Origin of the sequence: Xenorhabdus ishibashii (genome assembly GCF_002632755.1) — a bacterium.
GTDB lineage: Bacteria > Pseudomonadota > Gammaproteobacteria > Enterobacterales > Enterobacteriaceae > Xenorhabdus > Xenorhabdus ishibashii.
Genome location: NZ_NJAK01000001.1, coordinates 250,590 through 273,988, shown reverse-complemented (window position 1 = coordinate 273,988; position 23,399 = coordinate 250,590). Strand labels below are relative to the sequence as shown.

19 protein-coding genes and 1 tRNA gene are annotated in these 23,399 nt (G+C 40.9%); 17 read left to right on the top strand and 3 right to left on the bottom strand.

The annotated features are described in order from the left end of the window. Nucleotides 1–330: 330 nt before the first annotated feature. A tRNA-Asn gene (locus Xish_RS01125) sits at nt 331–406 on the bottom strand. A gap of 134 nt (nt 407–540) precedes the next feature. Beyond that, nucleotides 541–1,056 (bottom strand): YlaC family protein, encoded by a 516-nt coding sequence (locus Xish_RS01120; RefSeq protein WP_099116339.1) that lies wholly within the window; start codon nt 1,054–1,056, stop codon nt 541–543. Between the two features lie 506 nt (nt 1,057–1,562). Here Xish_RS01120 and cspE point away from each other — a divergent pair. The 16 genes from cspE (at nt 1,563) to Xish_RS01040 (ending at nt 21,090) form a co-directional block, all read left to right on the top strand. Next, a complete protein-coding gene (cspE, locus tag Xish_RS01115) occupies nt 1,563–1,775 on the top strand; it encodes a transcription antiterminator/RNA stability regulator CspE (protein ID WP_047766586.1) in 213 nt (70 codons plus the stop codon). Nucleotides 1,776–2,593: 818 nt separating this feature from the next. Then, complete coding sequence (locus tag Xish_RS01110; protein ID WP_244185868.1) at nt 2,594–3,292, top strand: MgtC family protein; 699 nt, start codon at nt 2,594–2,596, stop codon at nt 3,290–3,292. A 206-nt stretch (nt 3,293–3,498) separates the two neighbouring features. After that, nucleotides 3,499–6,198, top strand: coding sequence for a magnesium-translocating P-type ATPase (gene mgtA, locus Xish_RS01105; RefSeq protein WP_099116337.1), 2,700 nt, complete (start codon nt 3,499–3,501; stop codon nt 6,196–6,198). Between the two features lie 1,549 nt (nt 6,199–7,747). After that, complete coding sequence (gene flhD / locus Xish_RS01100; protein WP_099116336.1) at nt 7,748–8,098, top strand: flagellar transcriptional regulator FlhD; 351 nt, start codon at nt 7,748–7,750, stop codon at nt 8,096–8,098. A gap of 2 nt (nt 8,099–8,100) precedes the next feature. Next, nucleotides 8,101–8,682 (top strand): flagellar transcriptional regulator FlhC, encoded by a 582-nt coding sequence (flhC, locus tag Xish_RS01095; protein WP_099116335.1) that lies wholly within the window; start codon nt 8,101–8,103, stop codon nt 8,680–8,682. A gap of 134 nt (nt 8,683–8,816) precedes the next feature. Further along, nucleotides 8,817–9,698 carry a flagellar motor stator protein MotA gene (gene motA / locus Xish_RS01090; protein ID WP_099116334.1) on the top strand — a complete coding sequence of 294 codons (882 nt, stop codon included), beginning with the start codon at nt 8,817–8,819 and terminating at the stop codon, nt 9,696–9,698. Between the two features lie 2 nt (nt 9,699–9,700). Next, nucleotides 9,701–10,717 (top strand): flagellar motor protein MotB, encoded by a 1,017-nt coding sequence (motB, locus tag Xish_RS01085; protein WP_099116333.1) that lies wholly within the window; start codon nt 9,701–9,703, stop codon nt 10,715–10,717. Nucleotides 10,718–10,723: 6 nt separating this feature from the next. Next, nucleotides 10,724–12,943, top strand: a complete 2,220-nt coding sequence (cheA, locus tag Xish_RS01080) for a chemotaxis protein CheA (RefSeq protein WP_099116332.1) — start codon at nt 10,724–10,726, stop codon at nt 12,941–12,943. A gap of 89 nt (nt 12,944–13,032) precedes the next feature. Next, a complete protein-coding gene (gene cheW, locus Xish_RS01075; protein WP_099116331.1) occupies nt 13,033–13,530 on the top strand; it encodes a chemotaxis protein CheW in 498 nt (165 codons plus the stop codon). A 177-nt stretch (nt 13,531–13,707) separates the two neighbouring features. Continuing rightward, the gene (locus Xish_RS01070; RefSeq protein ID WP_099116330.1) at nt 13,708–15,411 is read left to right on the top strand and encodes a methyl-accepting chemotaxis protein; all 1,704 of its coding nucleotides are present in this window, start codon (nt 13,708–13,710) and stop codon (nt 15,409–15,411) included. Nucleotides 15,412–15,466: 55 nt separating this feature from the next. Next, nucleotides 15,467–17,098: a methyl-accepting chemotaxis protein gene (locus Xish_RS01065; RefSeq protein ID WP_099116329.1), complete on the top strand. Its 1,632-nt coding sequence runs from the start codon at nt 15,467–15,469 to the stop codon at nt 17,096–17,098. Nucleotides 17,099–17,104: 6 nt separating this feature from the next. Then, nucleotides 17,105–17,992 carry a protein-glutamate O-methyltransferase CheR gene (gene cheR / locus Xish_RS01060; protein ID WP_099116328.1) on the top strand — a complete coding sequence of 296 codons (888 nt, stop codon included), beginning with the start codon at nt 17,105–17,107 and terminating at the stop codon, nt 17,990–17,992. Then, a complete protein-coding gene (locus Xish_RS01055) occupies nt 17,985–19,037 on the top strand; it encodes a protein-glutamate methylesterase/protein-glutamine glutaminase (protein ID WP_099116327.1) in 1,053 nt (350 codons plus the stop codon). The genes cheR and Xish_RS01055 overlap by 8 nt, the downstream gene beginning before the upstream one ends. Nucleotides 19,038–19,117: 80 nt before the next feature. Then, entirely contained in the window at nt 19,118–19,507 is a 390-nt protein-coding gene (gene cheY / locus Xish_RS01050; RefSeq protein WP_099116326.1) for a chemotaxis response regulator CheY, read from the top strand. 9 nt (nt 19,508–19,516) lie between these two features. Beyond that, nucleotides 19,517–20,173 carry a protein phosphatase CheZ gene (gene cheZ, locus Xish_RS01045; RefSeq protein ID WP_099116325.1) on the top strand — a complete coding sequence of 219 codons (657 nt, stop codon included), beginning with the start codon at nt 19,517–19,519 and terminating at the stop codon, nt 20,171–20,173. Between the two features lie 113 nt (nt 20,174–20,286). Then, nucleotides 20,287–21,090, top strand: coding sequence for an alpha/beta fold hydrolase (locus Xish_RS01040; RefSeq protein WP_244185866.1), 804 nt, complete (start codon nt 20,287–20,289; stop codon nt 21,088–21,090). On the opposite strand, the gene Xish_RS01035 is transcribed toward Xish_RS01040, so the two are convergent. Beyond that, nucleotides 21,087–21,650 carry a recombinase family protein gene (locus tag Xish_RS01035; RefSeq protein ID WP_099116324.1) on the bottom strand — a complete coding sequence of 188 codons (564 nt, stop codon included), beginning with the start codon at nt 21,648–21,650 and terminating at the stop codon, nt 21,087–21,089. The genes Xish_RS01040 and Xish_RS01035 overlap by 4 nt on opposite strands. A gap of 318 nt (nt 21,651–21,968) precedes the next feature. On the opposite strand from Xish_RS01035, the gene Xish_RS01030 reads away from it, so the two are divergent. After that, nucleotides 21,969–23,345: an alanine/glycine:cation symporter family protein gene (locus Xish_RS01030; protein WP_099116323.1), complete on the top strand. Its 1,377-nt coding sequence runs from the start codon at nt 21,969–21,971 to the stop codon at nt 23,343–23,345. The last annotated feature ends 54 nt before the right edge of the window (nt 23,346–23,399 follow it).

The following is a 23,399-nucleotide window of genomic DNA, read 5'->3' as shown; positions in this document are numbered from 1 at the left end:
AAAAATATCTAATAAATTGAAAATTTATTCATTTTATAATATTTACGTGCTGTTGTTTATTCTCGAAAAAATAAAATTATTTGTTATTTATCTCTGTTTTTTTGAATGCTAAGTAAACAATGCAAGATTTTACAAAATAGATATGTGCAGGATTGGTTTTCAATAGATGCTGGTAACACGAGCACAGAACATGTAATTTTAAGAATGGGAAATAGAAAATCAGGATAGAAAAACGGCTCCCCGATTGGGAAGCCGCTTGATAAGGCTTAGGTTAAGTTATTTTTCTCAACCTTAACATCACGCTAACTTATCTAGCGAGATGTTCAAATTTGGCTCCTCCAGCTGGACTTGAACCAGCGACATACGGATTAACAGTCCGCCGTTCTACCGACTGAACTATGGAGGAATTGGGTTGTTCCTGAGAACGGAGCGAATATTAGCGATGAACTGGAATAGTGTCAACGCAAAAATTCTTTTTCCTTACTGTTTGCTCATCATGTGAGCTTGTTGGTTTTTCATTGTACTATTCCATTGAATTTACTAGATTCCTGCGCTTTTATTAAGCATGTTAGTAGATTGAGCATAAGGTGATTGTTCTGAACACGCGAGCATAAACACATCATAAAAACAAATTCCCTGTTTCCTCTGCATAATATGCTTGATGTCTTCTTTGATTGTGCCTGGTACTTGGGGGTGAGCGAGTATCTTATTGATCGCTTTCTTAGAAACTTGCTCGTTGACAAACCACTCTCCGTTATAGCATACCCGTAAATCAAGTACGTCAATATCTTCGAAATGATAGACTGGCTTGATATCAAATAGCAGAACGGCTGCCATAACAATAAAAGCTAGAGTAAATGTAAAAAGAGACCAGACACCAAAATAGGGTGCGTACCACACGAGCATAGCAAGAAAAGCATAGGCAACCACCATTGCCAGACATAGGTAAGGATGATGGCGAATAAAAATGCTGTTGAAATGTACTTTACCATCACGATGTTCTTTAAGGTTGATTCGCTTAAGATCCTGAATCAATATCTGTTTTATGATTTTCATAATATTAACCCACTTATTTTGTAGAAATTGTGTCGTAAAAAATGTTGCAAAAATCGTGATCGAATTGAAAGTTATGGCATTTTCAAGGTTAGCATGTCCTGAATCTATACCTGTATAGCAATTGCTTTAATTTATTTGGCAAATTGTTATTGTTGGCAAACAATATGTTATATTTTTCTTGCTAAGAAAAAGTTGAATAAATCAAATAAAATTATAAAAAAACCTGTTTATTATATTATTCTGTTCTAATATTGAGCGCCTGAGTTTTTTTTAAAACGATAATACATAAAAAGGTTGATATTCGCGTGCGGTCATGCGTTAATGCGTTTGGCCTGATTAACAGACCTACTTTATGTACGACATCTTGAGTTAATGAGTTATGTGTAAGTGCTATCCTTGGTAGCCTTTGTTGACCGTTTCCTTCTTAGTGCCTCCATAAGTAATAGCTGATACTGGCCAACACATGCCCGAGGTGGCGAGTTTTTTTTGATATATAGGAAAGTCAAATGTCTGACAAAATGAAAGGTCAAGTGAAGTGGTTTAACGAATCTAAAGGCTTTGGTTTCATCACTCCAGCTGATGGTAGCAAAGACGTATTCGTACATTTCTCTGCCATTCAAGGTAACGGTTTCAAAACCTTAACAGAAGGCCAGAACGTAGAATTCACCATTGAAAATGGTGCTAAAGGCCCAGCAGCAGCAAACGTAACTGCTATCTAATTTCTGCCTTTATGCCTTATTTAAGCTCGCCAGCGCGAATGCCGTGGCGGGCTTTTTGTTTTCTTGCGCTGTGCTTTTCTGCACCATGAAATTTATTTCACGGATCTTAAAATCTTATTTTATGTGTTCAATGCTAAAATTTTCTTAGTTCATTTATTTAGTTGATAAGAATAACTTAGTGAAAGGTAACTTGATAAAACAAAAAACCATTTCTGTTTTGTGGAACAATCTGCTTGATTAAGGCCTTTACTTGTTAATTTTAACTGTTTATACTCCCCCACAAATTCTATTGGAGAACGATCAATTGGACAGTCGAAGTTTTTATTTAAATAAAAAATAATCTGGTAAGCTGTTCATCTCCCTTCGATTTGCTGCTTACCTGAAATGGTGAGCGGTACTGCTTTAACTTCATGAGTTGTACCCGCCTGAAGAAAAATCATCCAATGCTAAGGATCTACTCAGTTGGAATTCTTAGTAAGGTATTAACTGAAGAATATCGGGGTATACATGATGTGGTTATATACTCACTCCTTATTCCCTCCGGGAACATACGAATAATCGATTAAAGATTCGTCGCCAGAATATTCTATGTACTATGAAGAGATTGTCTCTTCAGGCTATTCTCTGCGTATTAGTTTCATAACGAATTAAAAACGCAACCAATAAAAAGCTCAGCAAATAAAATTAAATGAGCCGCCTTTATGTACGTGATGTTCTGCATCTAACAAATTTCAAGCTTGCACTAATCAATCAAGTCCACAATCAATAACTTGAAGGACTTAGAATATTTCTATCCATTTGATGTTATGGAGAATCCCATGTTGTTAACATCTATCGCAATGCACTTACTATCCGCGCTGTGTTTCGGCGCCTTGATTGGGGCTGAACGCCAATGGCGCCAACGTATGGCAGGATTAAGAACCAATGCCTTGGTATCAACAGGTGCTGCACTTTTCATGATTACTGCAATGAGTGCTTCTGATGGAAATCCTGATCGCATTGCTGCACAAATTATCTCTGGAGTTGGTTTTCTTGGTGCTGGCGTGATTATGCGTCAGGGAATGAGCATTCGTGGTTTAAATACAGCAGCAACATTATGGTGTTCTGCGGGAATAGGTGAGTTGTGTGGCATGGGGCAATACTGGGCGGCTGGCATTGCTACTGCGATTATTCTCTGCGCAAACATTTTACTGCGGGAGATCGCGCAACAAATTAATACTCAGTCGCACCAGCAAGCTATAGATCTGGAGCAGCGTTATAAGATCCATATTGTTTGTGACATAAATGATGAAATTTTGGTAAGAACTTTGATTTTACAAGCCCTCAATGGGTTAGGTGTCAGATTACAATCATTGAGCAGTGCAGATGCTATTCAGCCTGGCAGGCTTGAGGTTTGTGCGGAAATATTGGCAACGCCTGCGGATCAAAGAGAAATCGAATCGATTGTATGTCGAGTGAGTTTGGAAAAAAGCGTCACTTCAGTTAATTGGAAAATTGCGGCTGAACTACCAGCTTAGAATATTTTTTTGTTATTAATTCCACAATTTCATATCAATAAGGAACCAATATGGACGATGCCCCTCCCTTTATACCAAATGAGGTGTTGCCTATGGAGTAAGTCATTTTGTTTCTCAGATAGGCGACGCATAAAAACTTTATATGGAAATTATCCCTTACAAAAACGGGATAGTTGCTATTGTAAACTGAATATAGAGAACGCGTTATGACTGAGAAATACACGAATAAATCAGCCAATTTTTTCAAGGAAAAAGAATTTATCGTCGCGAAACGAGCTAACCAGAGCCTTGAACATATCCTTACTGATCTTAACGGTAGTACATTGGGTTTAACTGATGATAATGCCATAGAACGTTTAAGGCAGTATGGTATTAATGAAGTTGCGCATGAAAAGAAACCCCATGCCCTGATGCAACTTATCACAGCTTTCCACAATCCATTTATCTATGTATTGCTACTACTGGCTACAATCAGTTTTTGTACTGAATACTTGTTGCCATCATTCAACGGAGAAAAAACAGAGCTTACGGGTGTCATTATTATTCTAATAATGGTTACATTAAGCGGATTACTTCGGTTTTGGCAGGAATATCGAACAAATAAGGCATCGGAAGCCTTAAAATCAATGGTGAATACAACCGCAACAATTTTGAGACGCCCTTCTGGCAATACCAAATCACAGAAAAAAGAAATTCCAATCAAGTACCTGGTTCCGGGAGATATTGTTTATTTATCTGCCGGAGACATGATCCCAGCAGATCTATACTTAATTGAGTCCAGAGATTTATTTATCAGCCAGGCAATTTTGACGGGGGAAGCGATCCCTGTCGAAAAATATGACACGATGGCTCATGTGAGTGCCAAGACAGCTCGTCCTGATAATGTAACAGAAACAGAGTTACTTGAACTTTCTAATATCTGCTTAATGGGCACCAATGTGACTAGTGGTACTGCGACTGCGATGGTAGTGGCGACAGGAAAGCAAACATATTTTGGTTCACTGGCAAAATCTATCGTAGGAACGCGTGCACAAACTGCATTTGATCATGGTGTTAATAGCGTTAGCTGGCTATTGATCCGCTTTATGTTGGTTATGGCACCAGTTGTATTTTTAATCAATGGATTAACAAAAGGGGATTGGCTTGATGCGGCATTGTTTGCACTGGCGGTTGCAGTTGGTTTAACACCTGAAATGCTGCCCATGATTGTCAGTTCCAATCTGGCAAAGGGCGCTATTGCTATGTCAAAGAAAAAAGTCATTGTCAAACGACTCAATGCAATACAGAACTTTGGTGCAATGGACATATTATGTACGGACAAGACAGGAACACTGACTCAAGATAAAATTATTCTCCAGCACTATTTAGATACAGAAGGCAGGGAAGATACTTCTGTCCTTCATTGGGCTTGGTTAAACAGCTTTCACCAAAGTGGTACTAAAAACGTAATGGATCAAGCCATTGTTAGGTATGGATGCGATAATTCAGACCTTGATTTCCTTCGCAGCTACAGAAAAATTGATGAGTTACCTTTTGATTTTGTTAGACGCAGGTTGTCAATTTCTATACAAAATTTGTCTAATCACTATCAATTAGTTTGCAAAGGCGCAGCAGAGGAAATGTTATCAGTTTGCTCCTATATAAGGATAAAAGAGAAAATTATTCCTCTAACTGAAGAAAGCAGCAACAATCTAATGGAATTAGTTAGCAGTTATAACGAACAAGGTTTCAGAGTGCTAATCATAGCGACTCGCGAGTTAAGTCACTATGAAGTGAAACACCCACTTTCTGTTGCAGATGAAAAGGAGATGGTGCTACAAGGTTTATTAACATTTTTAGATCCACCAAAAGAAAGTGCTGCAATGGCAATTGCGGCATTAAGGGAAAATGGCGTTTCAACTAAAGTACTGACCGGAGATAATCCTGTTGTTACGGCCAAAATTTGTCGAGATATGGATTTAGATTCTGGAAATATTCTTATTGGCTCTGATATTGAGCTAATGAGTGATGAAAACCTTTCAAAAGAAGTGGAATTAAGGTCAGTTTTTTGTAAGTTAACCCCTCTGCAAAAATCACGCATTTTAAAATCATTGCAAAATAATGGACATACTGTTGGTTTTCTTGGTGATGGAATAAATGATGCGCCGGCATTACGGGATGCCGATGTTGGAATTTCAGTTGATACAGGGGCGGATATCGCAAAAGAGTCAGCAGATATCATTTTGCTTGAGAAGAATTTAATGGTGTTAGAAGAGGGGATAATTAAGGGAAGGGAAACGTTTGGGAATATCATCAAGTATTTAAATATGACGGCTAGCTCGAATTTTGGAAATGTATTTTCTGTATTAGTTGCCAGTGCATTTATTCCATTTTTACCGATGTTAGCCATTCATTTGCTTGTACAAAACCTAATGTACGATATTTCTCAACTGTCTTTGCCGTGGGACAAAATGGATAAGGAGTTTCTGAAAAAGCCCCGTAAATGGGATGCAAAGAATATAGGCCGTTTTATGCTCTGGATTGGCCCTACTTCGTCTATCTTCGACATTACCACTTACGCTGTGATGTGGTATGCGTTTGCAGCTAACAGTATAGAACACCAAGCATTATTTCAATCTGGGTGGTTTGTGGAAGGATTACTATCACAGACCTTGGTTGTACATATGTTACGCACACAAAAAATTCCTTTTGTACAAAGTACGGCTGCACTCCCTGTTTTATTAATGACATTAATAATAATGGTACTTGGTATTTACATTCCATTCTCCGCATTTGGTAACCTGATTGGGTTACAACCATTACCGTGGGAGTATTTTCTATGGTTAATAGGGACATTAATAAGCTACTGTATTATTGCTCAAATGATGAAACGGGTTTACATTCAGCGATTTGGTGGATGGTTGTAAATAATTCTCATTAATTAACACCTTATTCTGTGTGGATTAGGGGAGTAATCCATACGGAATATATGACATTATGACTCTAATTATGATGAAAATTTTGCAGATATTTAGAATAGGTCTTGATGTTATTCTTTAAACATGATCTTCCTATCACAATACAAATGAATTTAAGGAAGTAATAGCGTTACATTTACCTCTTATTTTTTTTATTTGAAACGTCAAGTTAATCTATCTATTACTGTTTAATTCCAAGGTTAAATAGGAAAGTCTGCCTTTTATATCTGTTTTTATTTATATTTGTTTTAGTTGTTTATTCTTCTTTTAATTAGGTTTTATGTAATAATATGTTGTTGCCAAATTTGCATTTAGGAATTATTTTATAATTATATTTCTTGTTATTTAAGTAAATTAATTTTTAGTCAAGAAGCCGCCTTATTTGAAAATTTAACTGCTGATTTACCTGTGCTGAAAGGCCCCATAAAACATTTGCTATTCTTATCATTTGTGTTACGGATGCAAAAATAATTAATTAATTTTTCTTATTTATTGTGCGTGTGAGCTGGCTAAAGAGGGGAAGTAATCAGCAAATGTTGCTTAGTTAAATTTATGTCACAAGCAGGCAGTGTATATACTTGTTTGGTTTAGATAAATTTATTGATTGTGATGAAAAAAAATATCTTTGATAGATTGCGGGGGAGATTAAATTTTGTTTAATTAGCAAAGCTTTGTTAGTTGAGTTTATGAGAGATAGAGATGCAGATGTTTTTTTATTTCAATATCATACTGTATTTTATCTTGTTTTTGTGATCTGCGTGATGTTTGTATTCAAAGTGGGTGTATGTGTGTTTTTTATTCTGCTTGAAAATGGTGCGATCGTAAACTAAAAATGATCATACTGATATCTTTTTAATAACTAGTATTCACATTTAATTAATAAATTTGGCATGACTATGATCTAAATCAAGTTATAGTGGAAGATGGGTATCTACCCACATTATCAAGAAGCAAATTTTATTAGAATATTGATAATTTAACTAAAGGAAAGATTTTTTATCGTTATTTTGGATTTATAAGCTTAATAGATCGTGTAAAACCAAAAACTTTCCCTAATATTTTTATTTAAATAATTTAACTTATTAATTGTAGACTATTTTTAGTTTTTTATTGCTTGAATAGTTAATGAGCTAGAATCATAATAAAAAGCACTAGTTTTGTGATCAAGATCACATAATATTTAAAATGACATATATTCTCCGTTGTATAAGTTGATGATTCAGGAGTAAAGTTAATTAGCATTAAGAATATTCTTAATCAATTGTGGCAAGTGCATTACCCAGATGACGCAATAATATTTTTACAACCCATTACCGAAATATTTTAGAAATTGGGCGATCCCAAGAGTAATACAAAGGACAGTTACTGCTCTGGCTAAAGATGTATATTTCAGTTATGTCGGAGATTATTGAATCTCATGCTACTGGTAATTTTGTCGTGAGTGATTCTTTGATCACTTAATTTGATTTTTTCATGTAATCGGACGGGATATATAGAAATGAGTACGGCTGAATTGCTCAAACATATTTATGACATAAATTTATCGTATTTGCTTTTGGCACAACGGCTAATTAACCATGAGAAAGCATCTGCGATGTTCCGTTTAGGTATTAGTGAATCGATGGCTGATACGTTGGCCGAGCTGACATTGCCTCAGTTAGTAAAATTAGCTGAAACAAACCAACTGATTTGCCATTTTCGGTTTGAAGACCACGAAACTGTACAGCAGTTAACTAAAGAATCGCGGGTGGACGATCTGCAACAAATTCATACAGGTATCTTACTGTCTACTCATCTTTTTCAGCAGTTATCCGCCCAGGATGACACCTCAATCAAGAGAAGAGCGTAAAGATGGTTGAAAAAAGTATTGTTCAGGAAGCGAAAGATATTCAGTTGGCAATGGAACTCATCACTTTAGGCGCACGATTGCAGATGCTTGAAAGTGAAACACAACTAAGTAGAGGCCGATTGATCCGGTTGTATAAAGAGTTGCGGGGAAGCCCTCCGCCTAAAGGGATGCTCCCCTTTTCGACGGATTGGTTTATGACTTGGGAACAGAATATTCATTCGTCAATGTTCTACAATGCTTACCGTTTTCTGTTGAAAAGTGGACATTGTGAAGGGGTAGAGGCTGTTGTCAAAGCTTATCGTCTGTATCTTGAGCAATGCCCTCCAGAGAGTGAAGGAGGGCCTGTTCTGGCATTAACCAGAGCCTGGACATTGGTTCGTTTTGTCGACAGCGGGATGTTGCAGCCAACACAATGTCGCTGTTGTGGAGGAACTTTTATTACACATGCTCATCAGCCAGTAAATAGCTTTGTTTGTAGTCTTTGTCAGCCCCCTTCACGGGCAGTAAAAAAACGTAAACTTTCCTCTCAACCTGCCGATACTAATTCACAACTGCTGGATGGATTTGCTCAGCAAGCTGTGTGAATTTAAATGGGAAAGTAAAATTCAGGTTACGGGTTTAATTATAAACGCTGTAACCTGTCGTCACATTTTTCTTCATTTATCAATTCTCTCTGTTCAGATCCCATCTGCTCACCAACTTAGCTAAAGGATATCGCGTGTTAGTACTTTTAGGATATATCGTGGTTTTTGGTGCGGTAATTGGTGGCTACCTGCTTGTCGGTGGTCACATGGGCGCACTTTATCAGCCAGCGGAATTTTTGATTATTGCAGGTGCGGGAATTGGCGCTTTTATCGTAGGCAATAATGGCAAGGCGATAAAGGCAACACTGCGTGTTTTACCAAAAGTATTACGCAGATCAAAATACAACAAGACAATGTATATGGATCTTATGGCGTTGCAGTTTCGTCTGTTGTCTAAATCCCGCCAGAATGGGCTACTAGCTTTAGAACGGGATATTGAAAATCCAAACCAAAGCGATATTTTTACACAGTACCCCCGTTTGTTAAAAGATCAGTATTTGATGAATTTTATTACTGATTATATGCGCCTTATCATCAGCGGTAACATGAATCCTCATGAAATTGAAGCCTTGATGGATGAAGAAATCGAGACTTATGAACAGGAAAGCGAAATACCAGCGACTAGTATGGCAGCAGTAGGGGATTCATTGCCTGCATTCGGAATTGTTGCGGCTGTCATGGGAGTCGTCCATGCTCTGGGATCTGCGGATCGTCCGGCAGGAGAATTAGGTGTGTTGATTGCTCATGCTATGGTGGGAACATTCCTTGGGATCTTATTGTCCTATGGCTTTGTTTCCCCTCTGGCAACACTCCTTCGTCAACGCAGCAGTGAGCAGATCAAAATGATGCAATGCATTAAAGTGACGCTGCTTTCCAGTTTGCATGGTTATGCACCACAAATTGCTGTTGAATTCGGTCGTAAAACATTATTCCTCACAGATCGTCCTTCGTTCACAGAGCTGGAAGAACATGTTCGTCGGGTCAAATCCCCTGTACAACAAGAAGCTGAAGAATAACTATGAGAGAGAATAATGTTTCCGTCGTCAGAATAAAGAGGCGTCGTAAAAAACATGATTCGAACCATGCTGGTGGATCATGGAAGATTGCTTATGCTGATTTTATGACTGCAATGATGGCATTCTTTTTGGTTATGTGGTTGATATCGATAGCTAGCCCACAGGAATTGACCAGTATTGCAGAGTATTTCCGTACCCCTTTGCAAGTAGCGATCAATCAGGGACAGAAAAGCAGTGATAGCACCAATCCGATCCCTGGGGGAGGGGATGAGATTTTCCAGCAGGATGGGGAAGTTTTCCGCCAATCTAATGTAGTTGAAACTAAAGAAGAAAATCGTCGATTAAATCGGTTACGCCAGCAACTTGACCAATTAATTATTACCGATCCTCGCCTTAAAGAGCTGCGTCCTCACCTATTGATTGACATGATGGATGAAGGTTTACGTATTCAGATTATCGATCGAGAAAATCGCCCAATGTTTATGATTGGCAGTTCAAAGGTCGAAAGTTACATGAGCGATATATTGCGGGCAATTGCCCCGATCTTGAACGATATTCCAAACAAAGTCAGCCTTTCTGGTCATACCGATAATTTACAATATGCCAACGGTCAGCGGGGTTACAGTAATTGGGAACTTTCTTCTGATCGTGCCAATGCATCAAGGCGTGAACTGCTGATTGGTGGTCTGGATGAAGCCAAAGTTCTGCGCGTTGTGGGTATGGCATCTACTGTGAACATGCAGAAAGATATCGAACCTAATGCGCCGGTTAACCGTCGTATCAGCATTATTGTATTAAATAAAGATGCAGAAAAAAGGATTGAGCAGGAAAACAGTGGTGGTAACGCCATGACCGCTAACAATAGTATGGATATGCAAGAAGTCATCAGAATGGATTCAAATGAGGGAGCGGCTGCTCAGCAACCCACCGAACAATCCCATGTGATCATAAAACATGAAATCACAAAATCGGAACAGCCATCGGTTGAACCGTCGGGTGATAATAAGATGACAGAGTAAGTAACGATGGATATTACCGCGTTTTATCAAACTTTTTTTGATGAAGCAGATGAACTATTGGCTGATATGGAGCAGCATTTGTTACTGCTCGATGCCGATGAACCTGATCATGAGCAGTTAAACGCAATATTTCGCAGCGCCCATTCTATTAAAGGAGGCGCTGCGACTTTTGGTTTTACCAAGCTGCAACAGACTACACATGTTTTGGAAAATCTGCTCGATAGCGCCAGACGTGATGAAATACGTTTGACCATTGACATTATCAACTTGTTTTTAGAAGCGAAAGATATTATGCAGCAACAATTGGATGCCTATAAAAGTTCTCAGGAGCCGGATGAAGACACATTCAATTATATCTGCGAGACACTGCGCCAGCTTGCATTAGAACTACAACAAGGGCAGCAGGAGGAATTTTTTGCCGCATCACCTGCGATTCAGGCTGAACTTGTGATGGAAGATGTAGCAAATGAAGTTAAGGAAAAACAGGCAGTAGCATCGTCTCAGTTCGAAGAAAATCAGCCGGAAGAGAGACATTCTCCAGCAGGCAAATCCAATCATGGGCAGATCCGTGTTCATTTATCAGGATTGAAAGAACGCGAAGTCAGTTTAATGAAGGATGAATTGGGACATCTTGGTGAGCTTTATGATGTAGAAAAGACTACCAATAGTCTTGAAGCTTCATTGATCACATCTGCGACAGAAGATGATATTACGGCTGTATTGTGCTTTGTGGTTGAGCCTGAGCAAATCACTTTTTTACCAACAAATGAATCTCAGTCAGAAGATGCGGGTACTGAAACAGAACAAGAGGCTGTAGTAACAACCGATACGGTGAAAATTGCTACAGAAAATAGTGCAACAGACAGCAATCCAATAAAAGAGACGGCAGCAGAGACTACCACAGCAACAAATACGACCATTGCAAATGATCCACAGCCGACTCATGCTGCGAAAAAAACAGATGTACGTGAAATTGGGCGTCCGGCACCACGTCCAGTAGCGGGATCGCCACGCCAACGTGCGGAATCATCCAGTATTCGTGTTGCTGTTGAAAAAGTTGATCAGCTTATCAATTTAGTGGGTGAATTGGTCATTACCCAATCTATGCTGGCTCAGCATTGTAACGGTCTGGAGCCAACCAAACATAGCGAATTGCTAAGTTGTATGGCTCAATTGCAGCGAAATTCCCGTGATTTGCAAGAATCTGTTATGTCAATTCGCATGATGCCGATGGAATATGTTTTTAGCCGTTATCCGCGTTTGGTGCGGGATTTGGCTGGGAAACTCAATAAGAAAGTGGAATTGACACTCATTGGCAGTTCGACAGAACTGGATAAAAGTTTGATTGAACGGATTATTGATCCGCTCACACATCTGGTACGTAACAGTCTTGATCATGGTATTGAAAGTCCGGAAAAACGCCTTGCTGCGGGTAAACCAGAAACAGGTAATTTAACTCTGTCAGCCGAGCATCAAGGTGGAAATATTTGCATTGAAGTTATTGATGATGGTGCGGGGCTTAACCGTGAGAAAATTTTGGCAAAAGCACAATCTCAGGGATTAAGTGTCAGTGAAAATATGAGCAACGAAGAAGTGGCTATGCTGATTTTTGCTCCTGGTTTCTCTACCGCAGAAGTGGTAACTGATGTCTCTGGCCGTGGTGTTGGTATGGATGTGGTCAAACGCAATATCCAAGATATGGGCGGACAAATTCAGATTAATTTTCAGGCAGGAAAGGGAACAGTCATTCGCATTTTGCTGCCACTGACATTAGCGATACTGGATGGCATGTCAGTCAGAGTTAATGAGGAAGTTTTCATCCTGCCACTGAGTGCGGTAGTAAGTTCATTGCAACCGCAAGAGGAAGATATTTACCCATTGGCAGGTGATGAAAAACTATTGCTGGTACGTGGAGAATATTTACCTCTGCTTGAACTGTATCACATATTCGATATCCCTAATGGGATCACTGAGCCAACGAAAGGCATTGCTGTGATTGTGCAAAGTGCCGGACGCCGTTATGCCTTGCTGGTGGATAAACTGGTGGGGCAACATCAAGTTGTTGTTAAAAATATTGAGAGCAATTACCGCAAAGTACCGGGTATTTCGGCGGCCACCATTATGGGGGATGGTAGCGTTGCGCTCATCATTGATGTTCCTGCTTTGCAAAAGCTTAACCATGAACAATTGGCTCAGCGCAAAGCGGAATTAGTGAATAACAATTAAAAGATATTCAATAAATTTCAAGCTGGCGTAACCGCAAAGGCGCCGCTTGAAAGGAGAAGGGCAAAAATTTCACACTAAAAGGTAACATCATGTCAGCCATAGAAGAATTTAGTAAATTATCGGGGGAAACGACCGGAAAGGAATATCTGGTTTTCACCTTGGGTGATGAAGAATATGGAATTGAGATATTAAAAGTGCAGGAAATTCGCGGTTATGACCAAGTTACCCGCATTGCAAATACGCCTGCTTTTATAAAGGGGATCACCAACCTGCGTGGGGTAATTGTTCCTATCATCGATTTGAGGATCAAATTCTCACAGGAAGATATCACCTATAACGACAACACAGTTGTGATTGTCCTGAATTTACTTAACCGTGTTGTTGGGATTGTGGTTGACGGTGTGTCTGACGTGCTGTCCCTGAAAGAAGATCAAATTTGTCCTGCACCAGAGTTTGCGGTCACTTTATCAACGGAATATTTAACGGGGCTAGGTTCTATTGATGAGCGAATGCTGATTCTGGTTGATATTGAAAAACTTCTCAATAGTGAAGAAATGGCATTGGTTGATTCAGTTGCCAAAGGTTGATTAAAGATTGATGTTTTGGGGCTACTGCAATAAAAAACAGCAGCCCTTTTGTTTTAGATCAAAAAAGTGCTGCAAAAAATCAATTTTTAGAATTATACGTAAAGTTCCCTTTTAATGTGCCGATAACTATCTGTAATTCTAAAAATCGGTATAGAAATTTAGTAAAAAAGGGAAGTTATGTTTAACCGAATGAAAATAGTGACGGGATTAATCTCAGTCATCATCTTGTTTGGTGCTTTGCAACTTATCTCCGGGGGATTGTTCTTCAAAGGGTTGAAGAATGATATACAAGCCTTTGAATTAATAGATAAAATGCGAGAGCAGCAAATCTATCTGGATGAGAGCTGGGTTAACCTGCTGCAAGCCCGTAATAACATAAACCGTGTTGGCATCATGTATGTGATGAAAAATCGCGGTGTTGAAGGTAGTTATAAGGTTGATGACGCTCTGGCAGAAGCCAAGGCTAATATTGCCCGTGCTGAACGACTCTTCGAAAAATATGAACAGACTGAAAAATTGTCTTTTTATGATCAAGAACATTTGCAGCGTTTGAAACATACCCATAATGATTACCTTAATGCGCTTAAAGAGTTAGTTAGCATGCTAGCGCATGACAGGTTTGAAGAGTTTTTCCTCCAGAAAACGACAGATTATCAGAACGCGTTTAATGTGGAATTTAACTTTTATCTATCCGAAAGCTCAAAATTCTATGATCAGGTATTACTGGAAGCTGATAAAGCTTATAACAATATCGTTGTTTCATTGATCCTTGTGATGACTCTGCTGGCTGTGGTCATAGTGATAAGCTGGATTGGCTTACGTAAGGCATTGATCGATCCGCTGCACAAACTGCTGGATAATATCAGAGCCTTCTCGAGAGGGGACTTGACTCAGGCGATCACTGTAACTGGCAATAATGAAATGGGCATGTTAGCCGTTGGCTTGAAACACATGCAGGAAGAACTGATTAATACGGTCAGAAGTGTCCACCAAAGTACCGAAACCATCTATACCGGCACCAGCGAAATTGCCGCTGGTAACAACGATCTTTCTTCTCGTACTGAACAGCAAGTGGCTTCGTTGGAAGAAACGGCCGCCAGCATGGAGCAGTTAACTGCGACAGTAAAACAGAATGCTGACAATGCTCGCCAAGCCAGTAACTTGGCTGACAACGCCTCTGAGATTGCCCGTCAGGGGGGGAAAGTGGTCGCTAATGTCGTGCAAACCATGCATGAAATTGCAGACAGTTCTCGTAAGATCTCTGATATCACTGGTGTCATTGATGCCATTGCTTTTCAAACCAATATTCTTGCTCTTAATGCTGCCGTGGAGGCTGCCCGTGCCGGTGAGCATGGCCGTGGTTTTGCCGTGGTTGCCGGTGAAGTGCGCAACTTAGCACAGCGCAGTGCAGAAGCGGCTAAAGAGATCAAAGGATTGATCGAAGACTCGGTAAATCGTACAGATACCGGCTCTATGCAAGTAGAAAGCGCTGGCGAGACCATGAACAAAATTGTCGATTCTGTTACCCGCGTGACTGACATTATGGGGGAAATTGCATCGGCTTCTGATGAGCAAAGCAGAGGGATCACGCAAGTTGGTGTTGCTATTTCCGAAATGGACAGAGTCACACAACAAAATGCGTCATTGGTTGAGCAATCTGCTGCTGCGGCAGCGGCATTGGAAGAACAGGCCAAAATATTAACCAAAGCGGTTGCAATGTTCCAGTTACCGGAGCAGGCAGAAAGGAAGCAGCCTGAAAAAAGAAAACATGAAGTTTTATCGGCGACAAAATCGTCGACTCCTCCAGCTAATAAAACAAATCCTCCCGTGCTGAAGAAAGACAGTAATGTGGAAGACCCATCTAATTGGGAAACATTCTAAAAAATAATAGCGATAACCACGGCTGCATAATGCAGCCGTTAAACGAGGTGATTACATGTTAGGCAAGCTTCGCATATCAACCAGTTTGTATCTGTTACTGATGATGTTTTGTGTTATGCAAATTATTTCGAGTGGTTTGTCTCTGGGAATAATTCATACAGACCAGACATATATCGAAAGAATTGATCTGGGAACTCAACGGAGAGATACCCTTAGCTTGAGTTGGTCGGCATTGTTGCAAACGCGTAATACTTTGAACAAAATCGCAATAGCCCACAAAGTGGGGCAACCACAAACGCAGATAGAGGCAATGGAAGCGTTACTCAAAGGCTCAATGAATGACGCAGACCGGAATTTTGCCAAATTCAGTTCACTACCTCGGATGGAACAAACTGATCATGGTGCAGCTTTATTAACTGCGGTTGAACACTCTTATCAAGAATATATCAATGCATTAAAAGAACTAAAAACTTATCTTTATGAAGGTAATTTTCAGGCTTTCCTTGATCAACCTACAGAAGATTACCAGCGTAAGATGGAAGTTGCATTTAACAACTATATGCAGTTTCTCGGTGCTAACATTAACTCAGCGGTTTCTGAGGGACAATTTTACTACAAAGTATCCATTGTCATGTTTTTTGGTGCTGTTTTGATGGTATTTGTGGTTTCAGTAGCAGCTAATTGGTGGTTGAAACGTAATCTGCTCAGACCGTTTTCGAATATGAGAGCTTGTTTCCAGGATGTAGCTGAAGGGCGTTTGGATAAAAAAATTGCTGTTTTCACTAATGATGAAATTGGTGATATTTTCCGAAAACTCCGCGACATGCAGTCATCATTAATCAAATCCATTGCTGCTGTTCGCGAAAATACCAACCAGATGTATTCTGGCATTCAAGAGATCACTCAGGGCAATACGGACTTATCTTCACGTACAGAACAACAAGCAGCATCACTGGAAGAAACGGCTGCCAGTATGGAAGAGTTGACTGTTACCGTTAAACAGAACGCAGAAAATGCGCGTCAAGCCAGCGAACTGGCGATATCGGCTTCCCAGACTGCTTCAAAAGGTGGTGAACTGACCACAAGTGTTGTGGTAACTATGGATGAAATCGCCAAAAGTTCGAAGAAAATCAGCGCCATCATCAGTGTTATTGATGGTATCGCTTTCCAGACCAATATTCTGGCATTGAATGCTGCCGTTGAAGCGGCACGTGCTGGTGAGCAAGGGCGTGGGTTCTCTGTAGTAGCCGGTGAAGTACGTGATCTGGCGCAACGTAGTGCCGAAGCCGCGAAAGAAATCAAAACGTTAATTGATGAATCTGTCCATCGAGTTAATCAGGGTTCAGAGTTAGTGAACAATGCGGGACAAACGATGGATGAATTAGTTAGATCGGTGAATCAGGTGACTGATTTAATGGCTGAAATTGCTGCTGCTTCTGATGAACAGAGTCGTGGCATTCATCAAGTTGCTCAAGCTGTCAGTCAGATGGATCAAGTCACACAGCAAAATGCTGCATTGGTGGAACAATCTGCCGCTGCCGCTGCTGCCCTTGAAGATAAGGCAGACATATTGGTGAAAACCGTTGCTCAATTTGAACTGCCTGACAGTTTGGAAGATGAGTACGCTTATCAAGAGACCGCTACATCAAACATGACTGATGAGCATGTTGTGAGTCAACTACGCTGAGGTCAGATGAAAGCCAATTCAATAGCTTCAGATTCTGATGCTACTGCACCGCTGAACTTTATGCTTCAGCGGCATGCTTTGTCGGATGCGCAATTTGATCGCATCTGCCAGTTTATCTATCAACGGGCTGGCATAGTACTGGCGAAAAATAAGCGTGAGATGGTATATAACCGTTTAGTCAGGCGGCTTCGTGTATTGGAGCTTAATGATTTTGGTCAATACTTGTCGATTCTGGAACAAAACAGCCACAGTAAAGAATGGGAATCTTTCATTAATGCATTGACCACAAATCTCACCGCATTTTTCAGGGAATCCCATCATTTTCCTATTCTGGCGGCGCATGCCAGCAGGAAAAATAGTGGGACATACCGCGTTTGGAGTGCTGCCGCTTCAACGGGAGAGGAGCCATATTCTATTGCAATGACCTTGTGTGATGCACTGGGGCATCGGTCAAATCGGATAAAAATCATTGGCAGTGATATTGATACCAGTGTGCTGGAAAAAGCCAGGCGGGGTGTTTATCGGCTGGAAGAATTGCAGTATCTGAGTGAAAGCCAGAAGAAAAAATATTTTTTCAAAGGGGTTGATCGCTTTGAAGGGTATGCACGGGTTCGTCCTTTGCTTGCTGAGCTAGTGAGTTTTCAGCATTTGAATCTGCTCGATTCTGATTGGGCACTCGAAGGTAAGTTTGATGCAATATTCTGCCGTAATGTGATGATTTATTTCGATAAAAAGACACAGGAAAGGATCTTGCGTAATTTTGTCAATTTCTTAAAACCGGATGGTTTGCTCTTTGCAGGGCATTCCGAAAACGTCACTCAAATCAGCCGAGAGTTCTACTTGCAAGGACAGACCGTTTACGGTGTAGGTCGGGCAAGGAGGGGTCATGAATAAAATAACTGTTCTGTGTGTGGATGATTCGGCGTTAATGCGTCAAATCATGCGGGAAATTATCAATAGTCACCCTGATATGGAAGTCGTGGATTGTGCGCCGGATCCATTCGTTGCCCGCGATTTAATCAAAAGACACAATCCGCAGGTATTAACCTTAGATGTTGAGATGCCACGCATGGATGGCATTGATTTTTTAGAAAAATTAATGCGGTTACGCCCGATGCCTGTGGTGATGGTGTCTTCTCTGACCGCAAAAGGTTCGGAAATCACATTGAAAGCACTGGAATTGGGTGCGGTGGACTTTGTGACCAAACCACAACTGGGGATCCGTGAAGGTATGCTGGCTTATAGCGAACTGATTGCCGAAAAAATCCGTGCCGCCGCTCAGGCTAAAATCAGTCTTGCGGAACCGGCGTCCGTAAGTACAGCACCATTGAATTTCAAGCCACTACTATCCAGTGAAAAACTGATCGCGGTAGGGGCGTCAACAGGAGGAACAGAGGCAATCAAAAACCTGCTGCAACCCCTGCCGATCACCAGTCCGGCTTTATTGATTACTCAACATATGCCTGCGGGTTTCACCCGTTCTTTTGCTGAAAGACTTAATAAACTGAGCCAGATCACGGTAAAAGAAGCTGAGGATGGGGAACGCGTTCTGCCAGGGCATGCCTACATTGCACCTGGCGATCGTCATATGGAACTTTGCCGCAGTGGTGCCAATTATCAAATCATGATAACCCATGCCCAGCCAGTTAATCGCCATCGTCCTTCTGTTGATGTTCTCTTTCGTTCTGTTGCTAAATATGCCGGACGCAATTCGGTAGGCGTTATTTTAACCGGTATGGGTAATGATGGTGCGGCGGGCTTGCTGGAAATGAAGCAAGCAGGGGCTTACACATTAGCTCAAAGTGAAAAAAGTTGTGTCGTATTTGGAATGCCACGTGCCGCGATCCAGTTAGGGGCGGTGGATGAAATCATGGATCTTCAAAAAATCAGTAAAACTATGCTGGCTAAAATCAGTGCGGGGCAATCGGTTCGTATTTAGTCGTTGTATTTGGTAGTTGTATTTGATGTTAATTTTTGCAGCGCTGTGCTGCTGGGTAAGTGAAATTCCAAGGAGTTTTTATGGCAAGTAAGGATTTGAGATTTTTGGTCGTTGATGACTTTTCAACTATGCGTCGAATTGTGCGTAATCTGCTGAAAGAGTTGGGGTTCAACAATGTAGATGAAGCACAGGATGGGGCAGAAGCGTTGACTAAACTCCGCACTGCCGAATTTGATTTTGTTATTTCTGACTGGAACATGCCAAATGTTGATGGTCTCGAATTGTTGAAAATGATCCGCAGTGAAGAAAAACTGGCAGCCTTACCTGTTCTGATGGTAACGGCAGAGGCAAAAAAAGAAAACATTATTGCAGCAGCACAAGCTGGAGCCAGCGGTTATGTAGTGAAACCGTTTACTGCGGCTATTTTGGAAGAGAAACTCAATAAAATTTTTGAAAAACTGGGGCTCTAAGGAGACAAAATGAGTGAAAATCCAGTCATGCCGAGAAGTGAGGCGATCTCGACCAGTGAGATAATCAGCCGTATTGGGCAGTTAACCAGAATGCTGCGCGATAGTTTACGTGAGCTGGGATTGGATCAAACCATCGCTCAGGCGGCTGAGGCGATCCCAGATGCAAGAGAGCGATTGAATTACGTCGTTCAAATGACGGCACAAGCGGCTGAAAGGGTATTGAACTGCGTTGAAGTAGCCCAGCCTCGTCAGAACGAATTGGAAGCTTCAGCAAAAGCCTTAACCCAACGTTGGGATGAGTGGTTTGCAAACCCGAAGAACTTGGATCTGACCGATGCCCGCTCACTGGTAACGGACACAAGAAACTATCTGCATCTCGTCCCTGATCATGTCTCATTTACCAACACCCAATTGCTTGAGATTATGATGGCGCAAGATTTTCAGGATCTTACTGGGCAGGTCATTAAGCGGATGATGGAGGTCATTCAGGAGCTGGAAAAACAGTTGGTCATGGTATTAATGGAAAATATGCCTTCTGATCAGATGGCTAAAGCAAAAAAAGAGAACGACAGCCTTCTTAACGGCCCTCAAGTTAACCAGAATGGTGCTGGTGTTATTACCAACCAAGAACAGGTTGATGATTTATTGGATAGTTTAGGTTTTTGATAGCGAGTATAATTGTTTTAACGAACGGAATTTTTATATTTTAAGTGCGCTTGGGTGAGCAGGATAGCTGACCAAGCGCCTGCTCCAACGGCATTAGTGCAGAGGAAAACATTGTGGAGTCGATTGATAAAGTCATTAAGTTGAAAGATTCATTGGTTTCTTACCGCAAGGTATTTCCAGAAAATAAGCAAAGTAACAAAAAACCAATAGTCTTCCTGCATGGCACAAATAGCAGCGGTAACAGTAGCTTTGGCGAGATAAAAAAAGCATTTATCAGTGACCGAGCTGTCATAATCCCCGATTATGCAGGATGTGGAAATTCTGAACTACCACCAGAAACATTGACTGTTGAGCACTTGGCGGCACAAGTTGCTGCTGTGATAGAAGACAGCAGTAATATTCCTGTTGATTTAGTCGGTGTTTCTCTGGGTGCAGTCGTTGCGGCAGTTGTAGCAGCCAAATATCCAAATCTCATTGATAAATTGATATTGACCGCCCCATGGGCGACAAATCATGATCCTCGCCACCAATTGATATTCAATACTTGGTTACATTTGGAATTGAATGATAAAGCATCAGCAATGGCTTTCGCTTTATCACATGCCCTAAGTCCTGAATTTATTTCATCATTGGGACATGAAACCATACAACGGATTTGCTCTCAACCGGCAGAAAAAAAGATAGAAAAACGTATTGCTTTGGGATTATCCATCGATATAAAAGAGTATCTTGCTCAAATAGATAAAAATACGCTGGTTATTGGATTAAACAGTGATACGTTAATCCCGCCTTATTTGGTACGTGAAGTTTATAAGAATATTAACAATAGTACATATAAAGAGATTAATAGTGGTCACGCGGTACAAATTGAGAAGCCAGCAGAGTGGGTTAGTCTGATAAAAGAATTTATAAACTAATTAACCATTTCCCCTACGGGTAAGTACTTATAAATTGTTGATAACGATACATTATAAATAATCGACAACTGCTTGCGGCCATGCCCTTTATTCAGTAATCTCGCGGCTTGTTGTCGATTCTCCTCGGTAAACACGACTGGTCGTCCACCAATTCGCCCCTGTTCCCGTGCTGCGGCTAAACCTGCATTGGTTCTTTCTACAATCAGTTCACGTTCCATTTCTGCCAGGGCACTCATCACATGGAAGAAAAACCTTCCCATTGCCGTACTGGTATCAATACTGTCAGTCAGGCTTTGAAAATGCACCCCGCGTTCATGCAATTCTGAAATGAGTGTGACCAGATTCTTCACACTGCGCCCCAGTCGATCCAATTTCCAAACCACCAGTGTGTCGCCAGACTTAAGGTGCTTTAAGGCTCGTTTTAGCCCTGGACGATTAGCTGTTTTCCCACTGATTTTGTCTTCAAAAATCAGTTCACAGTTAATACTGATTAACGCATTTCTTTGTAAATCACTATTTTGGTCATTTGTTGACACTCTGATGTAACCAACTCTTGCCACCGAGAATCCTTTAGTTACTCTGGGAACGATGTGAAAGACAAATAATACCTATTTATTTGCTATAAAAAACCTTTAATTTATTTAATGCCGAGATAAAAATTGGCTAACCGGAGGGGCGATATCAGAATAAGTAATGTAACAAGAATTATTATCAATGTAATTGATAAAGAATAACCATAACGAGTGATTCAACTCACAGTATCAATTTTTTCTTACCAAAGATAGCCAATTAATCCTCGCTTATTTCTTCAAAATGCTCTTTTATTTAATTGAAATGATTTTGTTGCCAACTTGTTACATTGAATGCCGAGGGTGTATATGGAATTGATTACACAATGGTTAGCTGCACTAAATGGGATAGTATGGGGTGTTCCCATGCTAATTGGGCTTTTGGGTATTGGTATTTTCATGCAAATCCGCTTGTCCTTCTTACCAATCCGTAAATTAGGCACGGGGTTCAAATTACTCTTTCAAAAAAATGAACAACGGGGTGAAGGCCAGATTTCACCTTTTAACGCACTAATGACCGCATTGTCAGCAACAATCGGGACTGGAAATATTGCAGGAGTGGCGACAGCCATTGTGATGGGTGGGCCAGGAGCTATGTTCTGGATGTGGATGACCGCATTAGTGGGCATGGCGACGAAATATTCGGAAGCGGTACTGGCGGTACGTTTCCGTGAAACCGATAAAAACGGTAATTACGTTGGCGGTCCGATGTATTACATCAAAAATGGCTTGGGAAAAAAATGGGTTTGGCTGGGAACACTCTTTGCTTTCTTTGGCAGTATTGCGGGTTTTGGTATCGGCAATACAGTACAAGCCAACTCCGTCGCTGACGTATTGCAAAGTAATTTTGGTATTGAAAAAACCATAACGGCCGGAATCTTGGTCGTTCTGGTTGGTGCCGTGTTAATTGGCGGTATTAAGCGTATTTCTGATGTTGCTGGTAAGTTAGTGCCTATTATGACGGTCGGTTACTTTGGCGCGGGAGTTATCGTTTTGGCACTTAATTTTACAGCTATTCCCGATGCACTTACTTTAATTGTCAAATCAGCTTTCACACCTGTTGCGGCACAAGGGGGATTTGCTGGTGCAGCCGTTTGGGCGGCAATCCGTTTTGGTATTGCCCGTGGTGTATTCTCTAACGAAGCGGGGATGGGAAGTGCGCCTATTGCTCATGCAGTGGCAAAAACGCAAAACCCTATTCGTCAGGGGTTGATTGCTATGTTGGGAACCTTTATTGATACGATCATCGTCTGTTCCGTGACGGGTTTGACCATTATTATTACTGGTGGCTGGTTGACTGGTCAAACAGGTGCAACATTGACCGCAGCTTCCTTCTCAGCGGTGCTTCCAGGAGGTAACTATATCGTTGCTATTGCCCTGGCTATTTTCGCCTTTACAACCATCTTGGGATGGAGTTTTTATGGTGAGAAATGTGTCCAATATTTATTGGGGCCAAAAGCCATAGTCCCTTTCCGTATCGCTTGGATTATCGCCTTGCCGATTGGGGCGACTCAGTCGTTAACCTTTGTCTGGTTGCTGGCGGATACCCTTAATGCCATGATGGCGATCCCTAATCTGATAGCAATTGCCTTTCTCAGTCCGGTTGTTTATCGCCTGACGAAAGATCATATTCGTGACGTTAATGCCGATAGCCTTGACATTAAGACGCCAGTTAAAACGGATTGAAAAGTGATTTGAGATGGCTGCTGACAGCCATCTCAATCCAAGACAGTTGTCATA